This window comes from Halosegnis longus, from assembly GCF_009663395.1.
Classification (GTDB): Archaea; Halobacteriota; Halobacteria; order Halobacteriales; family Haloarculaceae; genus Halosegnis; species Halosegnis longus.
In genome coordinates this window covers 19,572-46,390 of sequence record NZ_QKNW01000003.1, presented here as the reverse complement: position 1 = coordinate 46,390, position 26,819 = coordinate 19,572, and the positions used below count along the sequence as shown (strand labels likewise).

Below are 26,819 nucleotides of genomic sequence, written 5' to 3'. Positions count from 1 at the left end.
GGTCGAGTCACTGCATTGCCCCTCACGGGCAACACAAAGCCTGCCGGAACGGGTGGGCGATGGAAGCTACTGCGTCTGGCCGAACGCTACTCGGCCTGTCGTACAGCGCCGGAACTGTGTCACGAACCACTTTAGCCCCATGAGGTACCCGTGTGGTCGGTGTCGGACCGGCCACTCGTCGCATGTCGTTCCCGCCAGATCCAGAAACGCAATACGAATACGCGACTGACATGGCTGCAGAGACCGATACCAACGGTCGTGAACTCGTCTCATTCTCTGCGGGAAGCCCGATCGACTCGTTCAGCTCCGAGCTCCTGGACTACTGCTGTACTGAAAAGGTCCATGAGATCATGTATACGATCCAGGATGGACTGCGCTTCGACGGTGACGATATCGAACTGGACACACTTGCAGCGACGACGCCAGCAGTCCAACTCATCGACCAGTACACAGCTGTCCATGGCAGAGTCATCTCGGTCGGGCTTACCGCATCCTATGAAACAACAGCACAGCTCGAATCGAAGCGACCTGTCAGTGGTCCGCGTGCCCCACGACTCGAAACAACAACGTTCGCGACCGTCATGATGGGTGCAGATATCGTCTTCACACCATCACAGACGACATTCGACATCGCGATTACTGTCTCAACAAGCGACCCAACGTAGCCGATTCCCCAATCTTCAAGAACATCGCTTGCATACAACAGACTGCGTCCCGGCAACTGACCGTTGGGTGGCTCCAGCGCGACGTTGTGTGGACGTGCCAAGCCAGGCCTGTGTTGGGCCTTCCTGAGGGGAAGCATCGGTGAGGACGGACTCGGTTCATGGAGACCAGTCCACTACCGATTTGTCCGATGGTGAATAGATAGTCGATAGGTTCTTGTACGTTACGTCAGTACGGTTGATGCTGTCAGAGGCGCTCAGTCTGCCATCGGGACAGACACTGTCGCATGGATTTAGGCGCATCAGTTGGAGAGACTGTTTCACAGGCTCCAGATACCACGGAGTCGCTACTGTTGATCGACGCACACTCGGAGGTGGTCGAGAGTGGGTACCGCATTCCTACACCAGAGGTGTACCTTCGGTGTCGGCGGGCGGATGGGACACTACGTAACATCACCGTCAGTGGATTTCGACCGTACTTCCACACGCTGGCATCCGCCTTCGCTGCCGACCCACTGCACGTTCTCAACGACCGGCGTGTGTACGCCGTCGAGACGGACCTTCGCGAGACTGACTGGCACACGATCATCGACGCGGTCGAGCCGGATACGAGCCCCGAGGTGATCGCCGAGATTCTCAGCGAGGCTGGTGACACACCCGTCGTTCACACTGACGACCCGAGCGAGACGCTTGGAGGCGACGCACAGGCGACCATCTACGCCATCGAGCCATCACACGTTGGGTCACAGAGTGGGCGTCACGACCCGCTGCGCGACGCTATCGACGACGACTTCGAGGGCGACGTTCCGTTCGTCCGGAGATTCCTGATCTCGACGGAGATCTACCGCGGACTCGAGGTGCCGACCGAGGGTGACAGCTTCACGTACCACAACTGCCCTGTCGACGAGACTGGAGCGCCGGCGACGACACAGGAGATCAGCCCGACCGAGGCTCCCGATGTGAGCGCACGTGTGTGTACGTACGATATCGAGGTGAAGACCGATGGTGGTGGCGTTCCCGATCCAGAGCGCGCTCGCAAGCCGATCACTGCTGTGTCTGCACACGATAGCTACGAGGACCAGCTGCATCTGTGGGCACTCTCACATCAGGCGTGGCCCGACGAAGATGAGCTGGTCGATGACGTCGTTGCGGGTGCAAACGAACGGTTCGATGCCGACATCGGGCGTGAACATGTCCACATCTTCGACAACGAGACGGCGATGTTGGACGACTTCCACCGATGGTTCGACGCCATCGACCCGGACATCGTGACGGGGTGGAACTCCGACTACTTCGACCATCCGTACATGATCTCTCGCTCGTATCAGGTCCAGGCGCGGGGGATCACGAACTGGTCGGTCGGTGACGCGGTGCCTGGTGTCTGGAAAGACGAGTACAACGGCAACGAGGAGGTCGGCTATCAGATTTCTGGCCGGTCGACGCTCGATATGCTCGATGCCTACAAGAAGACGCAGTCCCGTCAGTTGCCGTCCTACGGGCTCGATGCTGTTGCCGAAGCAGAGCTCGGTGTCGGGAAGATTGGGATCGACGGTGACGAGCTCGATGAGGCACGCCGTGAGGAGCCGATCGAGTTCCTCGTCTACTCGATCCGTGACACACAGGCGACCGAGGAGATCGAGTCGGAGACCGGCCTCGTCAGCCTCTACGAGAATCTCCGTGACGTGACGGGGGCCCTGTACGACACCTGTAACAACAACGGCCCGATGCTCGACACGCTGTTCCTCCGGCGTGCCCACGAACAGGGGCTCGGGTTGCCCACGAACGAGGAGCCCGAGGAGACTGTGTATCATGGGGCCCACGTCTTCGATGTTCTTCCGGGAGTCCACAAGAACTGCGTATACCCCGATCTCAGTTCTCTCTACCCGTCCACGCTCTCGATGTTCAATCTGGGCGAGGAGACGATTGTTGGTGGACCCGAAGAACTAGACGCCTCGGAGTACACAGAGGATGATGTGTACAGGTTCCCGGTCGACAATCGGGACTTTGCTGTCGTCCCGAAGGGTGAGCCGTACATCGTGACGACTGACCCATCGGACGTTCCTGAGGGGACCGCCCATGTCAATCCGGACGACGTGAAGGGTGTCAAGTCACAGAGCGGTGGCGTTCGTGAGATGCTCGATGCGCAGATCGACTGGGAGTATGTGCTGAAGCCAGACGTGAGCGAGTCGTTCATCCGAGATACGATCGACGAACTCATCGAGCTCAAGTATCGTTACTCGGGGGACCTATATTCGGCTGTGAAACGCGTCACCAACTGTTTCACTCCTGACACAGACGTGATCACACCAGATGGTGTCAGCAATATCCGTGAGTTGTCTGTCGGCGACATGGTCTACTCCATCGACCCTGAAACGCAGGAAGTAGAGCAAAAGCCGGTCACAGACGTTCACGCATACGACGACTATGACGGTGACCTTGTCGATATCGACACAGTCCGTACCGACTTCCAGGTGACGCCGAACCACAGAATGTTGGTCCGTGAGCACGGTACAGATACGTTCGACTTCGTTGAGGCCGGCAACCTCGAAGATGGTGGCTACTACAAACTATGCAATGACTGGGAAATGAACCATGGAGATGGGATCGACGAAGTTGACATTACCGACCACCTGGACTCTGGGTCGTTCGATGTCGTTACTGAGTATGACTGCCACGGGCATGCATTCCGCTCATCACTACCAGATGGGTGCGAAAAGAAGCGCAGTAACTACCATTATGGGTTCATCTTCGCTGGTGAGACGTTCGAGCAACACCAGTCGGCGTTAGAGGAACTGTCGACAGACATCAGGCTGTGTCATCCTAGTGGTAATGGGTCGACATTCCGACCATACCAGTTCGATGGCGATGACTTCATCGAGCTACTCGGATGGCACATCACCGAAGGTAGTGTCTACTGGCCTGATGGAGAAGAGACAGCTGTGTGGAACATCGCCCAAGAGACAGATATCGGGCGCGAGCGCCTTGATGCACTCTACAAGCGGATGGGATTAGAGCCGTCTATCGACGAACAAGGATACAGCATCGGGTCTGCTATCTATGGAGAACTGTTCGACTCACTGTGTGGTGCAGGAAGCAAGAACAAGCAGATCCCAGAGTTCGTCTTTGCGGAAGCCTCACACGACCAGAAGGAGCTGCTGTTAGAGACGATGATGTTGGGCGATGGTGACGACCACGGTATCTATTACACTAGTAGCGACCAGTTGAAGGACGATTTCGTCCGACTCTGTGTTGAGATTGGTGTGAAGCCACGCGTCGGCGAGCGTGATGGAGCGTGGGAAATCGCGATCAGAGACAGTAATGACGGTTTCCTTGTTGACACGTCGGTGAGCCGAACCACCCGCGACGATGGCGTCTACTGTGTCACCGTCGAGGATAATCATACACTGCTTGCAGGCCGAAATGGACGCTTCCAGTGGGTCGGGCAGAGCGTCTACGGTGTTTTGGGTGACAGCAACTCAGCAGGCGGGAAGGGATTCCGTCTGTACAACCGGAAGATTGCAGAGGGTATCACCCTCGCTGGTCGAATGACTATCAAGCACACTGCCAATGAGTTCACGCAGTACCTCAACGACAACTATGACGATGATGCAACACTGGTCGGTGGGGACACAGACAGTTGCACAACGTCGATCCCGAATGCGCCTGACCTGAAGACTGCACACGAGTGGGCTCAGGAAGCGGTCGAATTCACCGAGGTGAGCTATGACGAGTTCGTCCAAGAGCGGTTCGGCTTTGCACCGGAAGATGAACACGAGTTGGCAGTCGAGCTCGAAAGTCTCGCGAGCAGGCTGTTCTACATGCAGGACCTCGACGCCGATGAGCCAGAGACGACCGGTGTCCAGAAGCGGTACGCCCAACATCTCGTCTGGGATGACGATGATGGGTGGCTCGATACGCCAGATGCCGACGAGTATCCGGGTGACGCCCTCGCTGATTCGGCCGACCTGAGCGAGCTGAAACACGAGCAGACCGTCGACTACGGCACCTACGAGGATGGACCGTTAGCGGATAGCACCCCAACGGACAACGTTGACATCACCGGCTTCGAATACGTCCGGTCGGACACGGCCCCGATCACGAAGGAGGCACAGCTCCAGGTACTGACGGATATCCTGCTGTCGAGTGACCCGCTCGATGATATCGAGCCGTTCCTGCGCCAACTCGTCGACGAGGTCGAGACCGGTGAGCGACCACTATCGGAGCTCGCCAGACCGAAGGGTGTCTCGAAGCCACTCGATGAATACGGCTGGAAGGACACAGAAGAACTCGAGGCAGACAGCAACTACGAGGTGACCGAGACAGACGAGGCCAACGGTGGGCGCTACGTAGCAACACCGGGGCCGACGTACCGCGGAGCGAAATACGCGAACGACCACTTCCTCTGGGAGGAGTTGGGCGAGGGGTCGAAGCCGAAGAAGGTGCCCATCGCGAAGGTTCGCGGTGACGAGTACCCAGCGGTCTACGAGTATGAAGACTACCCGATCGATGGTCGACCTGATCCACCGGAGGTCGGGCGTGAGATCGACGGACTGGCTGTCGAGAATCCGGACCGACTCCCGGACGAGTTCGTCATCGATCTCGACGAGATCGTCGAGAAGGAGCTGCGTGGGAAAATGAATGGTATCCTCGTGACGATGGGGCAAGACTGGGACGAGACGATTACCGAAGGGTCACAGTCGACGCTCGGCGCGTGGGGGTGACTCCTGTCTCATGAAGCTGATGGCATAATATTCTTATACCCCAAGCCTCTACGAGTGAGTGAGGCGCTGGAACGCCTCGATGTCGTCGTGAATATTGTCCATCCAATTGGTGTGGACCGCCACACCGCCTTCGTCGCATGAGTGATGATTCTGCGTTCGCACAAGCGGACATTCCAGACCGGTCTGAAGTCAAACCCGAACGATTCAACGGCAACAAGGCCAGTCTCGTTGCTGAAGCGATTCAGGCAGGCGCCGAGATCCACGCGTATTTCCCGAACACCGAGCCGGGAGCCGATGTTCACATCAGCCCGACCCACAGCCACGTTTTCACGAGTGCTCGCGGTGGGAAGGGCCTCATCTACGTGAAGGACGGTGGCGAGGAGAAGTGGCTCTTCCCCGAGGAGATTCTCTACCTGGAGCGCCACGACGAAATCTGAACGGGTAGCACACTATCTCGCAGTCGCATATGGCTCGTTCCCGGTAGATATTAGTATGTCACACCCACAGATGTGCGTACAGTGATTCCAACAAACACACTGTGTGGTCACCGATGAGTGACGCAGAGACTGACCGGACAGCTGGCGAGTCGAAGCTGTTCGCGATTACGATGCACATGCCTGACAACCCACAGGCACCCCCGACGACAATTCTCACGCATGATCTGGAGTGGGCACGAGACGAGCTTGCTTCAGAGTGGCACATGGAGCCGGCTGAAGCGGAGGCTCTGATTGGTGGCGATGAGACACAGGTTGAGTTAGCGGGCGGTGAGATCGTCACCGTCAAACTCGTTGAGGTCGCTGGTCCCGTCGACGTAGATACATTCTTCCCCGACGGAGAGCTGCCAGCATTCCCAGAGACTGGCGATCCGTCGCCTGCAGCTGGCGTCCCCGATGTCGCAGAAGAGATGACCGTCGCAGAACTGTTCGGTGTCCTCGCTGTCAGTGACACGGACTCTGGTGACTACAACATCGATGATGCCTTTCGCGCACTCGGCGGGCTACATCCAGCCAGTGCTGGCATGCTCGTCGCGAAGATCCGCCGAGCAATCGACTCCAACGACGTGAGTCGGTTCGGGACTGCAAGCGGAAGTGAACATCCAGACTGGCATGCTAGTCTCGAACACGCGAAATCACAGAGCGACGAGGAGGGCTACGATGTCTGACTCGGTCGACAGTGACGAGCTGTGGACCATCGAGACGGTCGATGTACCGTGTGACGTGTACACGTTCTACGGGAAGGCTACCCCGTACGCCTCCGCTGCAACGTCGAAGGCGAAACAGCAGTACGCCACCGAGAACGATGTCTCGTACGATGATCTGACTGCCAAGAAGATCGGGAGTGTACTCGGGCGAGACAAAGGCGCGATCGTCGCTGTCTTCGAGGATATCACGGAGAACGCACAGGAGGCGATCCCGTTTTGAGCGACGCTACTGAGCTGACGGCATACTCATGCTCCAACTGTGGGACCAGCCACGACCTCGAACACAGTGGCCGGTCGAACCCGATGTGTCCCAACTGTGGAATCACGAAACTGACGGAGATGGACACCTGTGCCTGTCCGGAGTGTTCGTGTGAGACGTTCGAGATCATCCAGCCAGCTGCTGGCCAACGAATGACGGGTAGTGAGCCGACCGCCCGTTGTACCGACTGTGGCCACACAGGAACCATCGATGCCGACGGGGTGTGGTGGTAATGGTCGTTCAGAGCGACGATGTGCCGGCGACCTGTGAGACCACCGGATGCCATCGTGACACGGCGATTGTCATCCGGCACTTCGACTCGCAGGAAAAAGACAACGTCCGTCGTGCATCCTGCCTCCCGTGTAAGCGCGTGTTCGACGTTGGAATACGGTCGATTTCGGCAGTCAACGAAGTTCAGTATGAGCCATTAGTCTAATGTCAGGGAAAATTCGCGGATCAGATCAAACAGTTGATCGGCCCACCGAGAGTGAGCTCACTCCGGTCGAAGCGTTCGCAGTCGAGGTTGCAGAGGCAGCTGACGAGAGTCCAGACAACACAATCGTCATCGACGACGGCGATACAGAGACGCTCCTCACGGGCGTCCAGTCAGCATTCGACTCCGTCGACGGTGAGAGTGTCACTGTCGGGCATATGCACGGCCTCGAGATCATCGACGAACCGTCCTGCTGTACGGTCGAGCCGGCAGAGTACGACGAGATCGTCTGGGAAGTGTACAACAGTGATGGCGAGCTCGTCGTGACAGAGCCAGACAAGGACGGCGCACGTCGCCAGGTCGAGGCGCTCACTGAAGATGTCCCGGAGTTCGCGCCGTACGAAGTCAGGGAGGTAGAAGAATGACTGAGTACGAGCAGCGCTGCACCTGGTGTGGACTGACTCGCGACGAGTGTCACTGTAACAGTCCACGATTCAAGCGCCACTCCAAATGCGAGGTGTGCGACAAGTGGACTCCTGTCGATGAACTCTGTCTCGCTGGCGTAGAAGAACCTGAGAACCACTTTTCGTGTCGGGGGTGTCTCACCTGATGGCGCCTGACGAGAATTGCCCGAACTGCGGGTCTGGCGCAATCACGACGCGTGGGTGCTCCATCGAGGGTGATGGTATTGACATCACGACGTGTCACGACTACTGTCTCGACTGTGGGTGGACTGGATGAGTGAAATCATGGTTCCCAGATACGAATTCGGGGATCTATCGTCGCTTGCAGTCTGTACAGAGTGGATCGACTGGCCACAACCGACTAACGAACACAACGAATACAATGAGTAACACGAACGACGGGATCGGATTCGAAGCGGGAGGCGGATGGTGCTACTGTCGTGACTGCGACATGGAGACACGCTTTGGCCTGGACGCAGCGGGTGTCCGGAAGGCGTGGATGCACACGGCACTCCGTCATCCAGTATCGTTCTGCCGAATCATGTGGAGGCGGATCACCGAATGAGCCCGCAGTCACGCCACCAGGAGTCGCACTACAAGAACTGGGACGCTGATGTCGACTACCTGTTCGACGGATCGGTCGACGGGTGGGACGAGACGGACCGTGGGCACGACTATGTCAGATTCAGCGATGGCGAGAATGTCGTTCACTTCGCCCGGCTGAAACTACTGACGGGGACGATGTACGTCGTCCAGGTGCCTGATGGGCCGAACGACTTCGAGACGATCCATCAGGGCAGTGATGCACACATCGCACGAAACAACGCACTCGGAGTGATGATGGAATGACAGACTACGCACGATCGCTGGACGAGGAACTGTTCACGATCTACAATCTGACGAGCAAGGCACGTCGCCGTCTCAAGGCGAACGCCAGTCACGACGACAACCGAGAGAACCGCAGGAGCTCGCGTGCTGCGCTCTCGGATCTCGATTATGCACGCGATGCACTCGTCGAACTCAGAGAGGAAGTCGGAGACGCAGACGAGACAGCGGAACTCGCGATCTTGGCCGACGAGCTCGCACAGGTGAAGACTGCCCTCGACGAGGATTCAACGTTCGAGACGCCCGACTGCCACTACTGTGGCCGTGAGATGTCATTTGGCGCTGTCGATAGCAAGCAGGTCACCTACGGCTGCTATCGCGACGACTGCGATATCCACGAGAAAGACGAGTTCACGACGGCATACACGGTCAAGCGAGACAAGACTGAGGTCCAGCAGCTCCGGAGCAGGTACGACACGATTCGTACACTGATCCATCGGATCGCTCGCGAACGACGATACGGAGGCGATGATACATGAGCACAACAGCTGATACCGACGAGGCGAACAGTACGCACGACCACGACTTCACCGGAACGTTCGTGAGTCCAGACGGAACCAGTGGTGCCGTTGAGCGCGACGATGGCACACGGTTCTGGCTTCCGAACAGTGTCCTCTCCGACACGTATTTCCGATACGGCTCACGCATCGCGTTCGATACCGAAGGCAACGACTCAGATTACGAGGGGTCGGTCACAGGTCCACGAGTCGGTGATGCGACCGTCCTCAGCGAGACATACGACTACGAGCACACCGGCACCATCGTCTACATCTGGCAGCACCGGCTCTACGTCGACGTTCCGGGCCGTGAGGAAGACGCGCAGTTGTTCATGAGTCGTGTCTACAACCCGAAAGCGGTCGAAGTCGGTCGCACGATCGAGTTCGACGGTGAAGGGGCCAACATGCGGGACGCGGAGGTGCGTCCGGAATGAGCTTCGTCGAGCAGCTCTTCCACAAGCACCTCACCAGTGGCTACCAGCCTGAAACCAATATCGACGACATCGACCCCGGCATCATCCACGATGCGATCCAGCATGCCCGCCACACGGGGCTGCTGGAACCGGACGACACAACGTTCAACGGGATCGAAGATATCCCGGAGCGGTTCCACGAGTACATGCCAGATATGTTGATGTTCGTCGATTCAGAGCAGCTCCAAGGACTCTGGTTCGTCTGTGGCATCGTCGAGATCGGCATGGACGCCGACCTCACCGTGGAGGAGACGATCGAGGTTGGCAACCAAGCAATCCTCCTTGGGTCGGTGCTTGCACTGGTCGACAAAGCCGATCTCACCGAGATGGGCCCGGTCTATGCGGACCTCTGGGCACAGATGAACAACAACGGCCCCGGAAGCGATTACAAGGTCGACGACGAGCTGTTCTGACGCGCGGGTTTCTGTCGCATGATTTCAGTGAGTGGTCCGTAGATGAGTGGTGAGCCAACGCTCGTGATCTGCCAGTGCCCAGCGTGTGAACACGAGGGTATCTTCGACGACTTCGAGCTCGGTCCAGAGCTCCACGGGGAACCCGGGTTCGGCGTCACCTGTGTCGAGTGTGGTGAGACAGTGAACGTCCTCTCGCTCTCGATCGTCGGAACAGAGTTGGCTGGTGACAGATACGACTTCTGGACGGGGGGTGTCGATGAAACCGAGGCCGGCCTCGCGAGTCGGCTGACCGAGTAGCTGACTCGATGAACAGCTCCCGGTAGAATTATCTACGTCGCTACCAACATGGAGATGTATGCAACGAGTCGGTGATCTCGATGGATGAGGTAGTTACAGAGACGAACATCCTCGAACTCGAGCAGATTCAGGTACAGGAGCTAATCGATCATCTCACCAGCAGCGAGATCGAGAGTGTGAATCTCGCGAAGGTGCTCCGCGATGTGAAGACCGCTGGCCTGGACAGCTACGAGTTCCCAGACGGGTGGCAACCACACTGCGCGCACTGTGGTGACGGATTCGTATACAGTACCATCATGGGTGTCGCTGAAGGGAAGTTCTGGCACGCTGACTGCAAAGACGAACTGACGATGGGCCCCATGCAGATGTCGAAGTGGAAGGAGGTGATGACGCGTGCTCGATGAAGCAGACACTTGGGAGCCACCGTTGAGCGCGGGGAACGAGTACGAACTGACGTACAACGAAGAGAGCGACGACTACACGCTGACAAGCATCCTGCCCGATGGCTCGTCCGACACGATCACCTTGGAGACACCGAGTGATCTGCTCGCCGTCCAATCACTCCTCGACAGTCAACTGGACAACGTCAGTTTCACCCGGGCAGGCCGTATCTTCGAAGCGTACATCGATGACAATACAACCAGTCCGCCGGAGTATCGGGAGTTCTTCTTCGCAAGCACACCGATGCCGGCGTTCCGGTATATCGAGGACGTGATCGAAGACGAGCTCGAGAAACCACTGACGAGCGACTGGAGCATCCCCGACAATCCAGACCGTGAGCTCCCGATGCAGTTCGAAATACAGTTCGTCGACCGGGAGCGCTCCGGGATCGTCGTTGAGCATGCCGTCTACGACGCTGAGACACAACCATCACTCGACCAATGACACACGACCTATCCATCCTTGCGGGGCACGCAGCCGGCGACTTCCTGCTCCAGACAGATCGAATGGCAAACGAGAAGATAGACGACTCGGTTGTCCGTGCAGAGCACGTCAGTTGGTACACTGCTGCCATCGCTGTCGCTACATCCGACGCTCCGTGGTCGCTGCGACAGCGTGTCGGCTTCCTCGTGTACGTCTGGCTCACACACTACATCATCGACAGTCGACGGTGGAACGACGCTGTCCCGATCTGGTATGACCAGGCATTCCACGTCATCGCACTGAGTGTCGGACTCACGCTCGTCGGAGGGACTGACGATGAGTGATGGCCCGGTCGACGTTACCGGCTTCCTCGAGATGATCGAGACGGAGGACGAAGAGATGGCAGCGTACCTCACGATGGTGATGGAAGATTACGAGGAGAACGAAGCGCTCCACAACAACGACCGAGAGTACGTCCTCGATGTCTCCGAGCAAGACGAACTCCGGATCTCGCCGTACGTCGATCTTGCAGTCCTGTTCGGCATTCTCTGGGAGCAAGCCGAGCCTGCTGACGGCGAGTCGCCGGTGTAACTCGTTGGCAACATATTCATATACGTCGGCACAGTACACGCACGTGTGTCAAGTTCAGACTTCATCGTCACCATCATCGTAGCTATCTGCATCCTTGGGATGTTGGGAACTGCTCTTGGTGGCTTCGGTGTCCCGAAATCAGAATCGAGCTACACAGGATACGTCGTCGACGCTGAGATCGACAGTGGCGTCATTACGAAGACCACGCAGATCCACATGAAGACGCACCCACAAGCCAGCAACTCCGAGACCTTCTGTCTCACTGAGGGAGCAGACTCGCCGATGGTCGACAAGATTCGTGATTCCGTACAGAACCAGATCCGGATTCAGGTCGATTACTCGCGACCGTTCTGGGTGTCTCCGTTCGAGTGTAACAGTGGACTGTCGACGATCGACGCCGTCTCGCTGACGAACTAACACGCAGGCAGTCGCGGTGCAGCTTGTCGCATGGACGAGATGAAGCTTGTCGACATGATCATGTCGGCAGCTCGACGGTACGGTATCGAGCCGAAGGTAACGATCCGTCGCGACCCACTTGTTGCTCGCTGCTGGCTCTACAGTGACGGGACGAAGTACCAGACTACGGTCACGGCCGACAATAGCCGGCTCAGACACGACATTCGCAACTCCATGGAAACGCTGTCGACCGTTGCACAAGAACCAGTTCCCGATAGATATTAGTGTGTCACACCCAGATACAGCACTACGACGATGCCATTCACAGAAACGGAGTTCGATGATACCGAATTCCCACTGTCGCACAATCGCTCAGTACCGGGCAGAAAGCTATCCGCGATCGCGTCTTCGACGTTCCCGAATGGGAGCATCGAGATTGTCGATGATACACTCGACATCGTTCACGGGATCCTCAATTCTGGACTCCGGCCAAACATAGAGCGGTACATCAGGAACTCAGGAGCGATTTTCGACACGAATGGTGGCGCAAGCGAGGAGAGCCTTGATGACTTCATCAAGACAGTACTTCGCAACACGCCCGAACGGCTCATGCTGATTGCAGCAGGCTGGTTAATCGCCGATGTCACTGTGTGGGTTTCACAGGAACATGGTCTGGACCGTGCGTCACTTTCGTTCGAGCAAGAGATGTCGTCATCACCTAGCTTCGTGATGAATATCTCGTCGTGGTCGGGTATTGCGTTCCCCACACAGGATTCAGAGGAGCTGTGGGGCCAGATCATCTCCGCTGAAGAAGAACGGCAAGCAACGCTGTCCGATTCGATGACAGATGTTGGGAGAAACGAAGCGATGTTTGGTACTGGTGGTCCGGCAGCCACGACTGAGCCATCCACCGACGAATCAGCCGATACAACAGACGACGAATCAATGGACGACTCTACCGACGAAACTGCCGTCGAAACGGCGACACATCAGGACGAACCGGACTTCGATCACGAGATCCAGATCGACTACAACGCACGCGAGATCGATGACGAGCAGAACTTCCATGAACGGATGGAAACGATCGGGCGTGACTATGCGAACGAGGGTCCGGCGAAGATTCTCAACGTCTCACCGTACGGTGAACAGATCGTCATCCTCCTGGCACTGCCGGATAACTCAACCGGGAAGATCCGGTATGATGAACCAACGGACCCCGACGACCCGTTCGGTGCGTTCTGTCGGGCTGCCAACGTCGGGCTCACCAACACAGAACTACTCGACACCCACGAAGTTCCCGTCGAGTACTCCGAATCACGCGAGCAGTGGTCTGTCGCAATCGACCGGGACCTAGCAGAGTTCAAGAGCTATCGCGACCGACACCGCGACGACGACGATGGGATCGGATCCGATTCAATCGAGGAGGGTGGGATGTTGAGTACGACCCAGTCGCTGGGCTCGCTCGCACACGGCGGTCTCGCAACGTTTGTCGCGATAGCTGCCTTCCCACTGCTCGTCTTCTACGAAAGCCCACACCGCTCGAAGAGCGCACGGTCGATCGCAGATCTCGACCCGGATGGATTCAGCACTGCTGTCGGTGGTGCAGCAATCTGGTGTCTTATCTTCGCTGTCGCAGTCCTGGTCCAGTCGTTCGTTTTCTGAACTCGCTCCCGGTAGACTTACCTACGTTCCACCATACGCTACTGGTGTGACAGACACAGAAACCCACGTTGACGGTGACGTGACGAGCGCGATCGTGAAAGGGCTCGACGAGTCCGAGATCGAGGACATGACCCTCGACTTCATTGAGGCATACGCGAGCCATCCGGCCTTCACGAACGAGATCCGCGTGATGCCTGACACGCACCCAGAACCGAACAGCGAGAGCGTGATCGGCTTCACGATGGAACTCGACGATGGTGTCGTCCCGAACGTCGTGGGAGTCGACATCGGTTGTGGCATGCTCGCATACCGTCTCGTTCCCCACGACTACGATCGAGAGTATCTCCTCCCCGAGGACATGCACGACGATATCGTCGATGCCGTCCGGAAGCACGTCCCGATGGCCCACTACGACTACACGGACAAGGTCGCACCGAACATGGTCCCGTCCGAGCCGGGATTCAACTTCGTCGACGAGATGCCGTGGGACGAGTGTACCCAGAAGCTCGAAGCGTTCCGCGAGCAGGTGGGCCTCGAGCTCGATCCGGACTGGTTCGATGGGTACGACGCTGACTACTTCTCCGAGCTGTCGGGCCGAGTCGGCGCGAACGTCAACACGGCGATCAGCCAACTGGGCACGCTCGGTGGTGGGAATCACTTCATCGAGCTTGCCGAAGACGAGGATGGCGGGATCTGGGTCGTTATCCACTCCGGGTCACGCCATCTGGGCAAGCAGATCGGTGAGCACTGGCAGAACCGTGCGACGGAGCTTCGTCGCGCAGACTGGATCGCCGACAATCTCGACGACGAGCTCAAGCCATACATCGTCCCCGACGTTGACGACGTCAGTCGCGAGGAACTGCTCGAATGGTTCCACGGTGGACAAGGCCGGTCGTACATCGACAGTGACGCGATTCGGGAAGACTTCGACGGCGTCGAGATCGAGGAGATGCACGATCGGATCCGGGAGGCACACCCATCGCGCATGGACGGAAACCGAACACACGATGCACTGTACGGCGAGGAGGCAGCCGGCTACTACATCGACATGATCTTCGCCCAGCAGTATGCCTCCACGTCGCGGAAGCTGATCGCAAAGCAGGTTCGCGCTGCGCTTGCAAGCGTCTGTGGCATGACGCGTCTCGTCGACGAGATCGAGTCGGTCCACAACTTCATCGACTTCGAAGATGGCGTGATGCGCAAGGGAGCCTGTTCGGCTCGCGACGGTGAGCAACTGGTCATCCCGTTCAACATGGCCGAGGGGTCCATCATCGCGCGCGGTGTTGGAAACGACGAGTGGAACCAGTCTGCGCCCCACGGCGCCGGGCGTGTCATGTCACGTGGAGAGGCGCGCAACGAGATCGACCCAGACGACGTTGCAGCACAGCTGTCCGGTATCACGTCGTCTGATCTGACCGACTCCGTCCTCGAAGAAGCGCCGGATGCGTACAAGGAAGCTGCGACGATCCAGCGCTACATCGACGAGACGGCGACGGTCGAGCGAACGTTGACTCCGCTGATCAACATCAAGGCACTCGAATGATGGACACGAGTCGCGGATCATCGTGGGTGATGGTAGATGTCTGACTCGCCGTACCCAGACGAGTCGCTCACGGATGACCACGGCCGGCTGGACTACGATTCGACCCTCGTCTCCCCGGAGGCGTATGTCATCGAATGCCCACGATGTGGGCACAGACACGAGACCGAGACGACCGCCTCGTACCGGTGCCCGGAGTGCGAGAAGGCAATCGGGGTGACACTCTGACGTGTCGTCTACCGCAACTGAATACGCGGGAACAGAAACGAACCCTGGCGTTTGCGCTGGATGTGGCTACCGGATACGGCCATATCGAGAGGAATTCACGTCTGTTGGTACGTGGGATTTTGCCCACCAGGACTGCGTTAACGATGGACTCGTGGAGGTGCAGCATGACTGACGACGTTACAGAAGACAACCCGTCTATGGACAATACTGACACATCCGCAGCGGACGTCGTAGCAGAGATACGCGACGCTCTCGGCATGGACGACGACGAAACGGTAGCTATCCAGACACCACAGTTCGAGCGCAATGATGACGTAACCCCCAGCGAGCCACCACTCACAGTGGATGCGATGGATCGGCTGAAGCATGCCGACGAGTCGGAGCTGACGCAACTCGGCCTCCAGAAGTGGTCTGATGAGACTGGTCTATGGCTGCTTCCACACGAGTGGCACCCGTACATCCCACCGGAGTATCCACTCCTCGACATCTTCGACGAGTGGACGTCTCGTGGTGAGATGCCTGCGACGCCGGACAAGCGGTTTGGCATTCTATCAGCAGGTATCGTCCCGGACTTCGAGAAGCGAAACGGCCACAACGAAGACACAGGCCAGAGCCGAGGTACGTAACAATGTCAGACGAAACACATCCTACCGACAGCGAGGGGGAAGTACAACAGAGCGAGCAGCCTGCGGACGATGCATACCGATATGAAGCAGACGGGAAGACCGTCGAATTGTCAGAGGGGGACACGTGGGAGATAACCGCCCGTTCTGGCTCGGGTTTGTACAAGAAACGGTACAAGGTCTATCACATCGGTGAAGACGGTATCAATTACACGATGAGTTTCGAGGGGAACTTCGACCACCGTCACCGAGACGATCCGACGCTATTCGGTATCCAACCCGTCGAGAAGGGCGACGCTCGGTACGTCGATACGTCTGCTGGAGAGGACGGAGGTGACGTATAGTGCCTCCCGGTGGAGACTACCGCGTCTTCTGTGCCTACGGACCACACTATCGCGAACCTGGATGCGGGTGGGAAGCAGATGCAGATTCGGAGGCAGAAGCAGAGGAATTAGTTGACCAACACAGCAACGGGAACACTCACATCGCAGACTACGAGGAGGTGCGTTAGCGTGCCTGACAGCGAACAACACCCAGACCTATACATGCCTGGAGTCAAGGGAGGACACTGACATGAATCTCGACCAAAACATCCGAATCCGCTACGGAGATGAAACAGAGATCCACGCGAGCGACGTGCTTGGAGACGACTTCGACGAAGAAACTGAAGATATACCGTTGTATATCCCCCGGACCGCCGACCAGTGCCCCGATTGTCGGGCCACACAAGGCGAGTATCATGACTGGGGCTGTGACATAGAGCAATGCCCAATCTGCCAGAAACAGCTACTCGGGTGCGAGCACGGCGAACAGGTGAATAGCATACTCGAGGCACGACGCGATGAATCCATGGATCGACCGTCCGACGAGATCATCGACGAGCTGAAACGCATCCACCAGTCAGACGAAGAACCCGTTTACGAAAGGTCTTAGTAGGTCGGTCCCATACGGGGGAATGCGTTCGATTGATTACCGAACGTACTGACGGCAACCGACGAACCGATCGCGACGGTGGTGGACATTGTCACCCACTTCCGTTTCTGGGCGAATCCACGTCGCTACGGACAGGGCCGTCGTCGCATGACATCGAGTAAGTCCGGGAAGAACTACGAGACACGGCTGGCGAAGGACATCTACGAGCGAAGCGACCACGAGATCGTTCCGATGCCGGCCGGCTATTCTGGCAATCATGACATCCCGGCCCCCGACGTGTACCTGTACGATGGGGAGCGGTTCCACGTCTTCGAGCTCAAGAAAACCTCGAAGGACCGACTCAGCATCCTCTTCGATCCAGACGACCGAGCGAAGGATGATATCCACCAGTTGATGACGTTCGCGAGCCAGCATCCGGGCAACGTTGTCCCGTACGTTGGCGTCCGCTTCGATAACCGTCAGCTGGTGCTTGCGAAGCTCTGGGGCGAGAGTGATGAAGAACGCATGCTGGATACGGCTGCGATGACGGCACCGACCGGGGTGAATGTCACACAGTCGAACAATCTCTCGTTCAGCAAGCCCGAGACGCGGGTCCAGGATGTCGAGAACGGCTGGCCGAGTGCAGTGGCAGGAAACGATGCCGGCTACCTCCTTCGGTACATCGGCTATGAGTGACGGAGGCGTTCCGGCGATCAGCGACGAGCCGTGCCCGATGTACCACGAGCAGGGCCACTACTTCGAGTTCATGGATGTCGTGACGATCAACACGGCCGGGACGCCTGGTGCGCTCGAACGATGCGACTGTGGCGAGTATCGGATCGTCCCACTCCCCGAAGATACTCCGCTTCAGCCGTAGAAGGCGGTCGGATTCGCTGATTCTGCGTTGTTCCATTCGTACGGCCTGACGAAGCCACCGACACAGCGCTTGCGACCCTTGTAGTTCCCTGTCGCACGAAACGACTGGAACTCGTCCCACGGGTCGGTGTACTCCGTTGGTCGTGACCGGACATCCTCCATGTCGACGACCGTCGAGCATCGGTCACAGACGAGGTCGTGGCGAGACTGCCAGAGGACGCCACCACCACAGAACGGACAGTTGCGTTCAGTACTCTCATACCCCTTGTCTTCGAGGCAGTTGGCACTGTTCGACATCGCCTCACCGGTGACGCGCGAGACGAGTGTCTTCATGCCCCCATCGCTACTCCACTTGTCAAGAGTCGGTAGCTCTTGGTTACTTGTATCACTCACGGCGACAACAGCAACAGCGTCGGCTATGACTCGGTGACAGCAGCACCACTCGCCACCTGTGCTTCGATCGCCTCCAGCATCTCCTCCTCGTGTTCTTCGGAGAGTTCGTCTCGGTAGCCAGTGAACTCCTCGTAGAGCTCATCGAGCGAGCGATCCCAGTCGTTGCTGCACGACACTGACCAGTCGGCCTTCTCCGGATTCATCCGGATGACCTCGGCCCGGTCGACCACCATCGGGATGGCATGCGCGTAGGCAGCCAGCTGGAGCTTATGCTTCTCGTAGATGTACTTGCTCGTCTTCAGGTCGGCGAGCACGGTCTCGTCGGCCTCGCGATCGTGATACAGGAGATCGAACTGGCCAGCGAACCCGACATCACGGTTTGCCGAGAAGACTTCCACGTCGATGACCGAGATGTCCTCTGGGTCGTTCTCGTCGTAGATCCCCCAGATGTCACGGATGAATTCCCAGGTGTCGATACACCAGTCACGATCTTGCTTGTAGTCGGCCCACACGTCAGCCCCACCAGTCATCCCGGTCCGGTTGGATGTTCGATTCCCTTTCAGCTCATCGCGAGATTGCTGTTCATCCTCGGACCAGAGCTCCTCTTTCGAGAATGGATTCAGACAGCCATAGTGGACGAGTGTCCCACGATTCGACGTGTAGAACTTCTTCCAGTCACGGTCTTCTTCATCTGTCCGGGCGACCCAGTTCTTGAACCCTTCCGACTTGGGCATCATGTCGAGAACGGTTGTGACCGACGGGAGCCAATCACCGTCAACGACGTATACTCGGCCAACACCCTCTGCTGTGTGTCGACTGAGTTCACCGACTTGACCGTACGAGCTACTCATATGCGACAACAAAAGCGGTGGCTCGCGCGTACCCTGAATACGTTTCCGAGATGATTAAGTGTGTCGCTCCGTTACGTGGATTCATGGCTGACCTAACAGACGTCGAGCACATCACCACCGAACACGCAGCGACGCTTCGCGAGGAGCACGACATCGAGTCGGTCGGCGACTTGGCACGAGCAAGCCAGAGTACGGTCCAGGAGCTGTCGGGAATCGGCCCGGCGAAGAGTGAAGACATTCTCCTAGCGAGCACGGAGCTCATGTCCGAGGAGACGAGCGAGCTGGCCGACACAGACGATGCCGACGCGGATGTGGGCGAGACTACGGCAGACACTGCGGACGGCGACACAGACGGTCCACAGTCGTTCGAGATCGAGCTCGATATCGTTGCACGTGCCATGCCGTTCGCACTCCAGGCTGTGATCGACCGCTACGAGTCTGCCGTGTCGACCAACGAGCTCACAGTGTACGACCAACTGACAGGGCTGGTGTCCGGCTTCACCGACGCCTACGATGGAGAGGGCGTTGGCGACGATGAAACGATCACGGTCACGCTCTCCGTGACGATGGACGAACTGAACCTGCTCAACCAGGCCTTCTCGGCGAAAGCGCGTGAACTCCGTAGCTCCCGAGGAACCAACGAATTCACGGGCGACATCAAGAACGTGCTTTCACAGATCGGTGAGCACCGGGAGGCCAACTGGGGGAACTGATGTGCGACAGAGCCACTGCTGAGCAGTGGCGTGGGATCGGCATCACGTCATACTCAGGACAGTACACGGTTCTCGAACAGTGTCTCGAGTGTGGTGAATACCGCGCACGAGCGATCGATCTCGAGACACTGCCGGTCGTAGAGGGCGAGCCCTCGTACGAGCGACACGAGGACATCGTGACGACTGAAACCGACTCGGACGACGATATCATCCGCAAGTAGTTGCCTACGATTCGTCTCCCTGCGATTCAGGAAGGATCTTATCGAGTAGTTCCTTGATTCGGCCCCGGCGGAGGGCCAGGGCCATGAAGAACCCGAGGAGGAAGTCCTTGGTCGCAAGGTCGAGCATCGGGACGAGTGATTCTTGCATCAGTTCAGTTCTTCGGGAGCCTGTTCGTCGACGATGCCACTGTACTTGTCACCGAGCTCCTGCTTCAGCAGCTCACGTCCGATGCGGGCACCCTTCGCGTCCAGCTGCTTCGCGCCACGGTAGTGGGCCACAGGATGGGTGAGCCACGAGTACTCCCAGTGGCCGTAGATGGCGGTCGTGTTCTCCTCACCGTCCACCTCGAACATGTTCAGGTGGAGCTGCATGTCAGCCTGCGTATCCTGCTCGTAGGTCGACGGATCGGTCACATCGCCGACCGAGCCACGCCAGACCCAGGAGCCGATCTCGGTCACATCGCTATCTTCCAGCGTCTTGAACGCAGCCAGGTAGTTCGGCTCGCAGCCAATCCGCTGTAGCAGCTCGATCGTTTCACGCTCGCTCAGCTTCACCGTGCCGACGTACTCACGTCGGTCAGTCGTCGTCTCTACGTACAGCTTCTCATGCTTCCGGGCCAGCGGTCGCCCGAACTGCTTGATCAGGTACGCACGCAGATCTGACAGGTAGTTGTACACCATGCGACAGTAGTGCGAACAGCTCCGACAAGAATTTAGTAGCTCGCTACCTATACGTATGTATGGCCGATTCAGATACCTTCGATGTTGAGTTCGAGATCCCCGGAACCGTCTATCCGCACCTGTGTACAGCGTTGAGCACACGGTATGCGAATACAGACGACGACTCCAACAAGTCAGCCATCCAGTGGAAGCTGCTTGGGCAGATCTCTGAGCAGTTCGAGGTCGATACGCCACAGGATCTCGAACGGACTGTCACGCTCACTGATATCGGAATGGTCCACCTGAACGAGCTCAAGACAGCCTGCCGTCAGCAGAAGACAGTACTGGAGAACAACGGACGCGACGGAGCAGCAAGTACGTTCGAGGGACTCATCGTCGAGATTGATGACCGTCGGGGCGATCACTGGAGTAACTGATCACCGCTTGTCGATTGCACCGATATCGATGTACGGAGACGGAGTCCGTTCGTCTTCGAATGTCAGGTTCAAGTCGATCTCGGCACCTGCGTTGCCGTCATATGACGTACTCCACTTGATGACGTTGACTGTTCCCGTCTCATTCCAATCTGTTCGCTCACTGTCGAAAACGTCGGTATAGTTGGCGTCGGCAGTGATGGTTATCCCATCGAGGTCGCCTCCAACGAATTCAACGTCGATATACATACTTCCCCCGTCCCCACTCGCGAATTTGTTTGCGTATGCGTCTGCAAAGCCCCACGTTCGGACTGGTGTCGGTTCAGCGAATTTGACGAATACGTCTGACCGATCACCGAACGAATCACTAACAGCGTCGTACGTGTGTCCGTCGCTAATCACGTACTTGTTGTGATTGATGCCTGCGGTATTCGCAACCCGATGTTCGGTATCACGAATCTGCTCGAACGTCGCTTCTTCGGTGCCATTCACTTCGATCCGGGTCGTATGTTCCCCGGTTCCAGCTCCTCGTAGTGTCATAGTTGTTGGTGAGTCACAGAATTCGTATTGAAGTACGTTGTTGGGTCGGGCTCGTTAACGAACTCGATTATGGCATCAATCTCGGTCCGCCCGTAATCTGTATAATTGAAATCCCAAGAGATCGTACTGGCAGTCACGGTCGTGTTGAATCCGACTACCTCTCGGTCTTCTGGGTATCCATCAGCGTCAGCAATTGTTTGACCATCAACCAAGAGTACTGAAGACGCATCCTCCTCATTATTTTGTTCTTCAGCAGTCACATTTCCATACAACTTGAGTTCCTGTGGTGTCCCGAATTCCCACAGTACCTCGGTGGCACTCTTTCCGTATGCACCCTCGCGCTCGTCTCTGTAGGACAGCGAAAGCGTCTCCTCGAAGTAGTCGTCAGTGAGCGAGATATCGTACGTCGTATCACCACGCTGTGTGTACGTATGTACAAGGACCCCGTTATATGATCCCTCAGTCAGCCTGAGTTCTGAACGGTGCTTGTCGTCGCGGAACCCTTTCCGTGTCATCGGTTGATGTGGCCGGAGATGTGGCCGTACAGGTCACGGTCTGCCCCAGAGCCACTGGTGAAGTGGCCGTTATCGAGATAGACCGAGATCGTCTGTGTGCCACCGCTGTTGTTCGTATGTGTCGTGCCAGGATCCACATCGAGCTGGCGTGTCCCACCCGAGACGACGGTCTCAGTGTAGCTTCCGTTGACGATCAGGACGAGCTTACAGGCTGATGGGGCAGTGCTCATGTCTGACGAGGCGAGCGAGGCAACCTCAAGCTCGATGGACTCACCATCATCGAGCTCGGTCGCGTACAGGATATTCGCATTGCCAGACGCAACGAGTCCACTGTTGCCTTGCTCGAAGATGTCTCGGACCGGATCGAGTCCCTGGACGGTTCCAGCATCGAGTCCGTTGCCATCACCCTCATCTGCGGTCGTCAGAACGCGAGAGCCGTCGACGGTCAGTCCGGGGACAGCCAGATCGCCGGTCATCGTGTCACCTGAGGTCTCTACGAAGTCGTCGTCGACAGCGAGGTTGTCGTTCCCATCGCCGGAGAGATGTTCGCCTGCAATGTCGGAGGCGTCGACCGAGATCGTGTGCCCGTCGGCGATCTCAATGCCATCACCGGCGACGCGGAGCAGTGGATGCTCTCGGTTCGATTCAGTTGCCGTATCGAAATTCGTGTTTACTTGACCGATCTTGAGGCCAGGGTCGGGCGCATCGAGGGTATTCGATACCGCGGTGATCTTTGGTGAGTCATTCGTCGACAGCTGTGGATCGACGTAGATGTGCGTGATCGAACCGGCATCCAGTTGGAGCGTATCTCCTGGCAACTGGACAACGAAGCTCTGCCCAGAGAGTTCGACACCATCTGATGTCGTTCCAGTGGACGTATGGATGTAACAGACACCCTCTGAAACGTCTAGTTCGAGATTCGCGTAGTCAGGACTGAACGAGAGTCCATACTCGACGTAATCGGAGAGAAGCTTCTGGCCGATGAGCTGTGCGAAATACTCTGCGTGATCGTCATCAGCGCTCTGTGGAAAGGTATGATTTGGAAGAGGCATTAGCGTGAATCTATGTCATCTGTAGTCAATACGCGCGGTTTGAGGGCCGAGCTATGCGTCGATGGCCGAGCACGTGAGCTCGAAGCCGACACGGTCACCCTCGGTGATGAGCCGACCGGAGGTCACCTCCCGGTAGACCATCCGCGGTGTCGACTCATCAGTGAAGAGTGCGAACTCGGTGATCTCCGTCTGGTCGGGCACCTCGGTCCCACCAGAGATGTTGATGGTGAAGGCCATCTCGCCGTCATTACTCGTCGGGCGAATCGAGCAGTTACTGTTCGATGTGTTCGTCCGGTACACCTCGTTCTCGAGCTCGGTGTCGGTACGTAGCGGTGTCGTCGATCCAGTCCCGACCGCGATGGTCGTGACCTCGCTGTCGATGTCACCGGTAATGACATCGGCCAACCAGTTGATTCCCTCAATCGTGAATAGCTCTGCCATGCGACAATAGACGGTTCGTGGAACAGTTCGCTACTCGAGCGAACCGTCGCCCAACGTCCCGGTACCAAGACCAGCTGTCTCGTCGACAACGGTGAAGCCATCAGCACTGACGCTGATGGTGCCACCGAGCTCGAGCACAGGCGGTTCCAGTACACTGATCCCCGATGGCTTGGCAAGTTGGATCAGGTCATTCAGGACGGTTGTCTGTACACCTGTATCGACGTTACTGATTGACACCGTGAAGCCGTTCTGCTCGAAGTCTTCGATGACGGTGACATCATCAGTCGAGATGTCCAGTGCGATCGCAACGGCCCGCTTCATGCCAGACCGCGTTCCACGCCCGTTGAACAACTCAACGATGGTCCGAAGCAGTGTCCGGTATTCCGAATCGTTTCGCCCACCACGCCCACCAATCTGCCCGAACATCTCGCCCTGTCGGTCCAAATTCCGCCCATCTGCGTGGTCGATCTGCCTCGAGTCGATGATCTCGTCGGCTAGATCGAGGAATCGGTCGATCTGACTGTCAGACGCATCAGTGATTCGTGAGACGATCGACTTCGAAACGTATGTGACACTCAGTGTTGTTCCCGTCGTGAGAAAATCCTCGGGGTCGATGAGACGAATCGAGTCGGGGCGACCATCACCGTTGTCGTCAACGACTTCCCATTCGTCTCCACGGGTGAGTGTCCGTTTCACGCCATTGAGGTTCGCTATAACCTTCGTGACACGTAGCACCGGCGCTTTCCCGAGTTGATACGTCAACACGGGGTCTGCGTTCCCGTCGATATCCGTGTAGTCTGTATAGACGTGCTCTTCACCCTCGACGATGATGTCACCAGCCGGGAGTGGCCCGTCGAACAGCTCAACGGTTCGATCAGTTACCATTATTGACTCCAGTGCTCACGTTGATATTGTCTGCATCTGGTCGGAAGACCTGTCGAACCGATGCACGGAAGTCGCCGAGGAACGTCCGGTTTGCAGCATATTTGAGCGTCAACTCTGTCCCATCGTCGATCGTGCTGTACTGCGAGAAGTCCAGCGTTTCAGCGAGCCCGTCACCATTCGTGTCTACCAGATCGAAGTCCGTCCCCGCCTCGTACGTCTGTGACCCATCGCTGAGACTAACGACACCGAAGTCGGTGTGCTCGTAATCGATTGTGAGAAGCGTCCCTGGATCGGGATCGGTGGTTCCGGTCAGCACAATTGCATCGTTGGCTCCATCGCCGTCCGTATCTTCGACAGTGAAATCTGTGCCTCCACCGGAGAGTGTCACACGAGAGTCGTCGACGATCGCACTCACCGTCACTGACGCTGCATTGAGCTCATCGAAGAACGTCTTGTAGGTCGTCTTCGAGCTACTGTACTGGTGTTCTTCACCGTTGACGACACCGAACGGTGCGAATTCAGGCGTGTATGTCTCGCCACTCGTGTGGGTGAACGACTCCGTCTCGACGTTCGTGATGTACGTTGTTGTCGTCGGAACGGACGTGATATTCGGCCCGGCACGGAGGAGCTCTCCAGTGTAGGTTGACTGTGAGAACGTCCCACCGAGATCGAGATCGTCGATATAGTCGATCGTAGTCAGTTCGAGATCAGCTGTATCTGTGCCTCGCCCAACAACGTCGACCATCACCCCAAGCCGAATCCCGATCGGGCGGACGAGGTTATGTCGAACGCCGAGTGAGTGTGACTCGTCGATCAGCTCTTTGATCAGTTCAGTATCGCCACCGTTGACGACAACGTCGACATACGATGGTGCAGAGTCAGTGAATTCGTCTGTCTTCACGTCGACATTCTCATCTGCACCTGATTCGATGTATCCGATGATCCCTGCCCGCGTTCCCCCGCCAGTCGATTGTGGGACAGCGCCCTTGATATCCTCACGAAGGCTCTCGTTGGACTGGATATCTGTCCCACCAGTCATGTTACTCGAATCTTCAGTTCGACGGACACCGGGAACAGGTGCAGGAAGATACGAGACGGCACCTGCACCAACATTGTACGTGGCACCAATCTCTGCTGCGATGACGTCGACAGTCACCGTATCGTTACCTGACCCAGGCGTAACGCCGGCTTCGGAATCCGGGCTGATCTCACCGTCTCCATCGGCGTCAACGTAGAAGGAGAGATACTCGCCAGTGACTGGATCTGGCTGCGTCCCGATCTCGTATCCTTCGGGGATAGTCGCTTCATCTGACGTAACCTCGAAGGTGACAGTCCCGGTCGCTTTCGTCCCTGGCTCACGGGTCACGGAGACGGTCTTGGCGAGCTCATCGAGTGCCTGATCGTCCATCAGGTCGTTCAGCTGCTCGGGATCGACGGTGGTGATTCCAAGATCTTCGAGCTGTGCCTCTGTGAAGTCACTGTACCCAGCGTAGTCGACGAAGCCAGAGAGTTGGACAGCCAGTGCTCGGACCTCGGTCTTGTGGACTTGGCGTGCGTGTGCTTCGATCCAGCTTGCGTCGAAGCTGGCATCATCGAAGTCGGTCAGACGGTCGATCCGGCTGGTAAGGTCATCTTCGTACTCTGCTTTGATCTGTTGGACGGATCTGGGGGTAAACAGGCTCATAGTGAATCAGTGAATGTGCGGGTGTCTGACACCGTTCCGTAGACGGATTCGACAGTGTAGGAAATCTCGATGCTGTACCGGTCGGTGTTGTCGTCCACCGAGACTCCGATGATCTCAGTGATCCGGTTGTCTTGAATGATCGTCCCACCAACGACACTCGCGAGGTCGGCAATGGCATCGTCTGTCGGGATTTCGCCAATGTACGGAAGGACCGTCTGGTGAAGTCGGTATGCAAGATCGCTCTGCATCTTCGAGACAGCACTCTCGGTTGCCAGTCCGTTATTGTCGGAAATCTTCAGATCGTACTGCTCGTCGAGAACGATGCCGAGTGAGTTGTTGTCCGGTGTCATGACAATCAGTCCATCGTGGACAGTGCGACAACCGATACCCCATCACCGAAACTGGGCACCGTTGGAATGACGAATGCGACAAT

Annotated in this window: 37 protein-coding genes; 26 read left to right on the top strand and 11 right to left on the bottom strand. The window is 57.3% G+C overall.

Going from position 1 to position 26,819, the window contains the following annotated elements; genetic code table 11:
* Nucleotides 1-230 precede the first annotated feature (230 nt).
* The 24 genes from DM818_RS14230 (at nucleotide 231) to DM818_RS14115 (ending at nucleotide 17,998) form a co-directional block, all read left to right on the top strand.
* Nucleotides 231-665, top strand: a complete 435-nt coding sequence (locus DM818_RS14230; protein ID WP_153952891.1) for a hypothetical protein — start codon at nucleotides 231-233, stop codon at nucleotides 663-665.
* Between the two features lie 536 nt (nucleotides 666-1,201).
* Nucleotides 1,202-5,383 (top strand): 3'-5' exonuclease, encoded by a 4,182-nt coding sequence (locus DM818_RS14225; protein WP_172977355.1) that lies wholly within the window; start codon nucleotides 1,202-1,204, stop codon nucleotides 5,381-5,383.
* Between the two features lie 137 nt (nucleotides 5,384-5,520).
* A complete protein-coding gene (locus tag DM818_RS14220) occupies nucleotides 5,521-5,820 on the top strand; it encodes a hypothetical protein (protein ID WP_153952889.1) in 300 nt (99 codons plus the stop codon).
* A 113-nt stretch (nucleotides 5,821-5,933) separates the two neighbouring features.
* Nucleotides 5,934-6,545, top strand: a complete 612-nt coding sequence (locus DM818_RS14215) for a hypothetical protein (RefSeq protein ID WP_153952888.1) — start codon at nucleotides 5,934-5,936, stop codon at nucleotides 6,543-6,545.
* A complete protein-coding gene (locus tag DM818_RS14210) occupies nucleotides 6,538-6,804 on the top strand; it encodes a hypothetical protein (protein WP_153952887.1) in 267 nt (88 codons plus the stop codon). The genes DM818_RS14215 and DM818_RS14210 overlap by 8 nt, the downstream gene beginning before the upstream one ends.
* Nucleotides 6,805-7,278: 474 nt before the next feature.
* Nucleotides 7,279-7,701 (top strand): hypothetical protein, encoded by a 423-nt coding sequence (locus DM818_RS14205; RefSeq protein ID WP_153952886.1) that lies wholly within the window; start codon nucleotides 7,279-7,281, stop codon nucleotides 7,699-7,701.
* Between the two features lie 600 nt (nucleotides 7,702-8,301).
* A complete protein-coding gene (locus DM818_RS14200) occupies nucleotides 8,302-8,589 on the top strand; it encodes a hypothetical protein (RefSeq protein ID WP_153952885.1) in 288 nt (95 codons plus the stop codon).
* On the top strand, nucleotides 8,586-9,104 hold the full coding sequence (locus DM818_RS14195) for a hypothetical protein (RefSeq protein ID WP_153952884.1): 519 nt from the start codon (nucleotides 8,586-8,588) through the stop codon (nucleotides 9,102-9,104). The genes DM818_RS14200 and DM818_RS14195 overlap by 4 nt, the downstream gene beginning before the upstream one ends.
* A complete protein-coding gene (locus DM818_RS14190; RefSeq protein WP_153952883.1) occupies nucleotides 9,101-9,556 on the top strand; it encodes a hypothetical protein in 456 nt (151 codons plus the stop codon). Before DM818_RS14195 ends, DM818_RS14190 begins: the two co-directional genes overlap by 4 nt.
* Entirely contained in the window at nucleotides 9,553-10,008 is a 456-nt protein-coding gene (locus tag DM818_RS14185) for a hypothetical protein (protein WP_153952882.1), read from the top strand. Before DM818_RS14190 ends, DM818_RS14185 begins: the two co-directional genes overlap by 4 nt.
* 42 nt (nucleotides 10,009-10,050) lie before the next feature.
* Complete coding sequence (locus DM818_RS14180; RefSeq protein ID WP_153952881.1) at nucleotides 10,051-10,305, top strand: hypothetical protein; 255 nt, start codon at nucleotides 10,051-10,053, stop codon at nucleotides 10,303-10,305.
* 80 nt (nucleotides 10,306-10,385) lie between these two features.
* Nucleotides 10,386-10,709 carry a hypothetical protein gene (locus tag DM818_RS14175; protein ID WP_153952880.1) on the top strand — a complete coding sequence of 108 codons (324 nt, stop codon included), beginning with the start codon at nucleotides 10,386-10,388 and terminating at the stop codon, nucleotides 10,707-10,709.
* Entirely contained in the window at nucleotides 10,699-11,190 is a 492-nt protein-coding gene (locus DM818_RS14170) for a hypothetical protein (protein ID WP_153952879.1), read from the top strand. Before DM818_RS14175 ends, DM818_RS14170 begins: the two co-directional genes overlap by 11 nt.
* Nucleotides 11,187-11,513 (top strand): DUF3307 domain-containing protein, encoded by a 327-nt coding sequence (locus DM818_RS14165; protein WP_153952878.1) that lies wholly within the window; start codon nucleotides 11,187-11,189, stop codon nucleotides 11,511-11,513. The genes DM818_RS14170 and DM818_RS14165 overlap by 4 nt, the downstream gene beginning before the upstream one ends.
* Entirely contained in the window at nucleotides 11,506-11,760 is a 255-nt protein-coding gene (locus tag DM818_RS14160) for a hypothetical protein (RefSeq protein ID WP_153952877.1), read from the top strand. Before DM818_RS14165 ends, DM818_RS14160 begins: the two co-directional genes overlap by 8 nt.
* Before the next feature lie 45 nt (nucleotides 11,761-11,805).
* On the top strand, nucleotides 11,806-12,177 hold the full coding sequence (locus DM818_RS14155) for a hypothetical protein (RefSeq protein ID WP_153952876.1): 372 nt from the start codon (nucleotides 11,806-11,808) through the stop codon (nucleotides 12,175-12,177).
* 294 nt (nucleotides 12,178-12,471) lie between these two features.
* Nucleotides 12,472-13,818 (top strand): hypothetical protein, encoded by a 1,347-nt coding sequence (locus DM818_RS14150; RefSeq protein WP_153952875.1) that lies wholly within the window; start codon nucleotides 12,472-12,474, stop codon nucleotides 13,816-13,818.
* Between the two features lie 46 nt (nucleotides 13,819-13,864).
* Nucleotides 13,865-15,361 carry an RtcB family protein gene (locus DM818_RS14145; RefSeq protein WP_172977354.1) on the top strand — a complete coding sequence of 499 codons (1,497 nt, stop codon included), beginning with the start codon at nucleotides 13,865-13,867 and terminating at the stop codon, nucleotides 15,359-15,361.
* 36 nt (nucleotides 15,362-15,397) lie between these two features.
* The gene (locus DM818_RS14140; RefSeq protein ID WP_153952873.1) at nucleotides 15,398-15,586 is read left to right on the top strand and encodes a hypothetical protein; all 189 of its coding nucleotides are present in this window, start codon (nucleotides 15,398-15,400) and stop codon (nucleotides 15,584-15,586) included.
* 164 nt (nucleotides 15,587-15,750) lie between these two features.
* A complete protein-coding gene (locus tag DM818_RS14135; RefSeq protein WP_153952872.1) occupies nucleotides 15,751-16,212 on the top strand; it encodes a hypothetical protein in 462 nt (153 codons plus the stop codon).
* A gap of 2 nt (nucleotides 16,213-16,214) precedes the next feature.
* On the top strand, nucleotides 16,215-16,553 hold the full coding sequence (locus DM818_RS14130; RefSeq protein WP_153952871.1) for a hypothetical protein: 339 nt from the start codon (nucleotides 16,215-16,217) through the stop codon (nucleotides 16,551-16,553).
* A 229-nt stretch (nucleotides 16,554-16,782) separates the two neighbouring features.
* Nucleotides 16,783-17,142 carry a hypothetical protein gene (locus DM818_RS14125; protein WP_153952870.1) on the top strand — a complete coding sequence of 120 codons (360 nt, stop codon included), beginning with the start codon at nucleotides 16,783-16,785 and terminating at the stop codon, nucleotides 17,140-17,142.
* Between the two features lie 147 nt (nucleotides 17,143-17,289).
* The gene (locus DM818_RS14120) at nucleotides 17,290-17,817 is read left to right on the top strand and encodes a hypothetical protein (RefSeq protein WP_153952869.1); all 528 of its coding nucleotides are present in this window, start codon (nucleotides 17,290-17,292) and stop codon (nucleotides 17,815-17,817) included.
* A complete protein-coding gene (locus DM818_RS14115) occupies nucleotides 17,810-17,998 on the top strand; it encodes a hypothetical protein (RefSeq protein ID WP_153952868.1) in 189 nt (62 codons plus the stop codon). Before DM818_RS14120 ends, DM818_RS14115 begins: the two co-directional genes overlap by 8 nt.
* Here the strand turns inward: DM818_RS14115 and DM818_RS14110 are convergent.
* Nucleotides 17,989-18,330: a hypothetical protein gene (locus DM818_RS14110; RefSeq protein WP_153952867.1), complete on the bottom strand. Its 342-nt coding sequence runs from the start codon at nucleotides 18,328-18,330 to the stop codon at nucleotides 17,989-17,991. The genes DM818_RS14115 and DM818_RS14110 overlap by 10 nt on opposite strands.
* Before the next feature lie 83 nt (nucleotides 18,331-18,413).
* Nucleotides 18,414-19,127, bottom strand: coding sequence for a PD-(D/E)XK nuclease family protein (locus DM818_RS14105; RefSeq protein WP_153952866.1), 714 nt, complete (start codon nucleotides 19,125-19,127; stop codon nucleotides 18,414-18,416).
* Nucleotides 19,128-19,324: 197 nt separating this feature from the next.
* On the opposite strand from DM818_RS14105, the gene DM818_RS14100 reads away from it, so the two are divergent.
* Nucleotides 19,325-19,954 (top strand): helix-hairpin-helix domain-containing protein, encoded by a 630-nt coding sequence (locus tag DM818_RS14100; protein WP_172977353.1) that lies wholly within the window; start codon nucleotides 19,325-19,327, stop codon nucleotides 19,952-19,954.
* Nucleotides 19,955-20,179: 225 nt separating this feature from the next.
* Here DM818_RS14100 and DM818_RS14095 read toward each other — a convergent pair whose 3' ends face one another.
* Both DM818_RS14095 and DM818_RS14090 read right to left on the bottom strand, forming a co-directional pair.
* Nucleotides 20,180-20,323 carry a hypothetical protein gene (locus DM818_RS14095; RefSeq protein WP_153952864.1) on the bottom strand — a complete coding sequence of 48 codons (144 nt, stop codon included), beginning with the start codon at nucleotides 20,321-20,323 and terminating at the stop codon, nucleotides 20,180-20,182.
* A complete protein-coding gene (locus DM818_RS14090; protein ID WP_153952863.1) occupies nucleotides 20,323-20,856 on the bottom strand; it encodes a hypothetical protein in 534 nt (177 codons plus the stop codon). Before DM818_RS14090 ends, DM818_RS14095 begins: the two co-directional genes overlap by 1 nt.
* 59 nt (nucleotides 20,857-20,915) lie before the next feature.
* Between DM818_RS14090 and DM818_RS14085 the strand changes: the two genes are divergently transcribed.
* A complete protein-coding gene (locus DM818_RS14085; RefSeq protein ID WP_153952862.1) occupies nucleotides 20,916-21,272 on the top strand; it encodes a hypothetical protein in 357 nt (118 codons plus the stop codon).
* Here DM818_RS14085 and DM818_RS14080 read toward each other — a convergent pair whose 3' ends face one another.
* Genes DM818_RS14080 through DM818_RS14050 form a run of 7 tightly spaced genes read right to left on the bottom strand, consistent with a single transcriptional unit; the run spans nucleotide 21,273 to nucleotide 26,736 of the window.
* On the bottom strand, nucleotides 21,273-21,809 hold the full coding sequence (locus tag DM818_RS14080) for a hypothetical protein (protein ID WP_153952861.1): 537 nt from the start codon (nucleotides 21,807-21,809) through the stop codon (nucleotides 21,273-21,275). It lies immediately after the preceding gene.
* On the bottom strand, nucleotides 21,806-22,324 hold the full coding sequence (locus DM818_RS14075) for a hypothetical protein (RefSeq protein WP_153952860.1): 519 nt from the start codon (nucleotides 22,322-22,324) through the stop codon (nucleotides 21,806-21,808). Before DM818_RS14075 ends, DM818_RS14080 begins: the two co-directional genes overlap by 4 nt.
* Nucleotides 22,321-23,376 carry a hypothetical protein gene (locus DM818_RS14070; RefSeq protein WP_153952859.1) on the bottom strand — a complete coding sequence of 352 codons (1,056 nt, stop codon included), beginning with the start codon at nucleotides 23,374-23,376 and terminating at the stop codon, nucleotides 22,321-22,323. The genes DM818_RS14075 and DM818_RS14070 overlap by 4 nt, the downstream gene beginning before the upstream one ends.
* A gap of 51 nt (nucleotides 23,377-23,427) precedes the next feature.
* Nucleotides 23,428-23,817 carry a hypothetical protein gene (locus DM818_RS14065; protein ID WP_153952858.1) on the bottom strand — a complete coding sequence of 130 codons (390 nt, stop codon included), beginning with the start codon at nucleotides 23,815-23,817 and terminating at the stop codon, nucleotides 23,428-23,430.
* Nucleotides 23,818-23,847: 30 nt separating this feature from the next.
* Complete coding sequence (locus DM818_RS14060) at nucleotides 23,848-24,702, bottom strand: hypothetical protein (RefSeq protein ID WP_153952857.1); 855 nt, start codon at nucleotides 24,700-24,702, stop codon at nucleotides 23,848-23,850.
* Nucleotides 24,692-26,386 carry a baseplate J/gp47 family protein gene (locus tag DM818_RS14055; protein WP_153952856.1) on the bottom strand — a complete coding sequence of 565 codons (1,695 nt, stop codon included), beginning with the start codon at nucleotides 26,384-26,386 and terminating at the stop codon, nucleotides 24,692-24,694. The genes DM818_RS14060 and DM818_RS14055 overlap by 11 nt, the downstream gene beginning before the upstream one ends.
* Nucleotides 26,383-26,736 (bottom strand): hypothetical protein, encoded by a 354-nt coding sequence (locus DM818_RS14050; protein WP_153952855.1) that lies wholly within the window; start codon nucleotides 26,734-26,736, stop codon nucleotides 26,383-26,385. The genes DM818_RS14055 and DM818_RS14050 overlap by 4 nt, the downstream gene beginning before the upstream one ends.
* Nucleotides 26,737-26,819 lie beyond the last annotated feature (83 nt).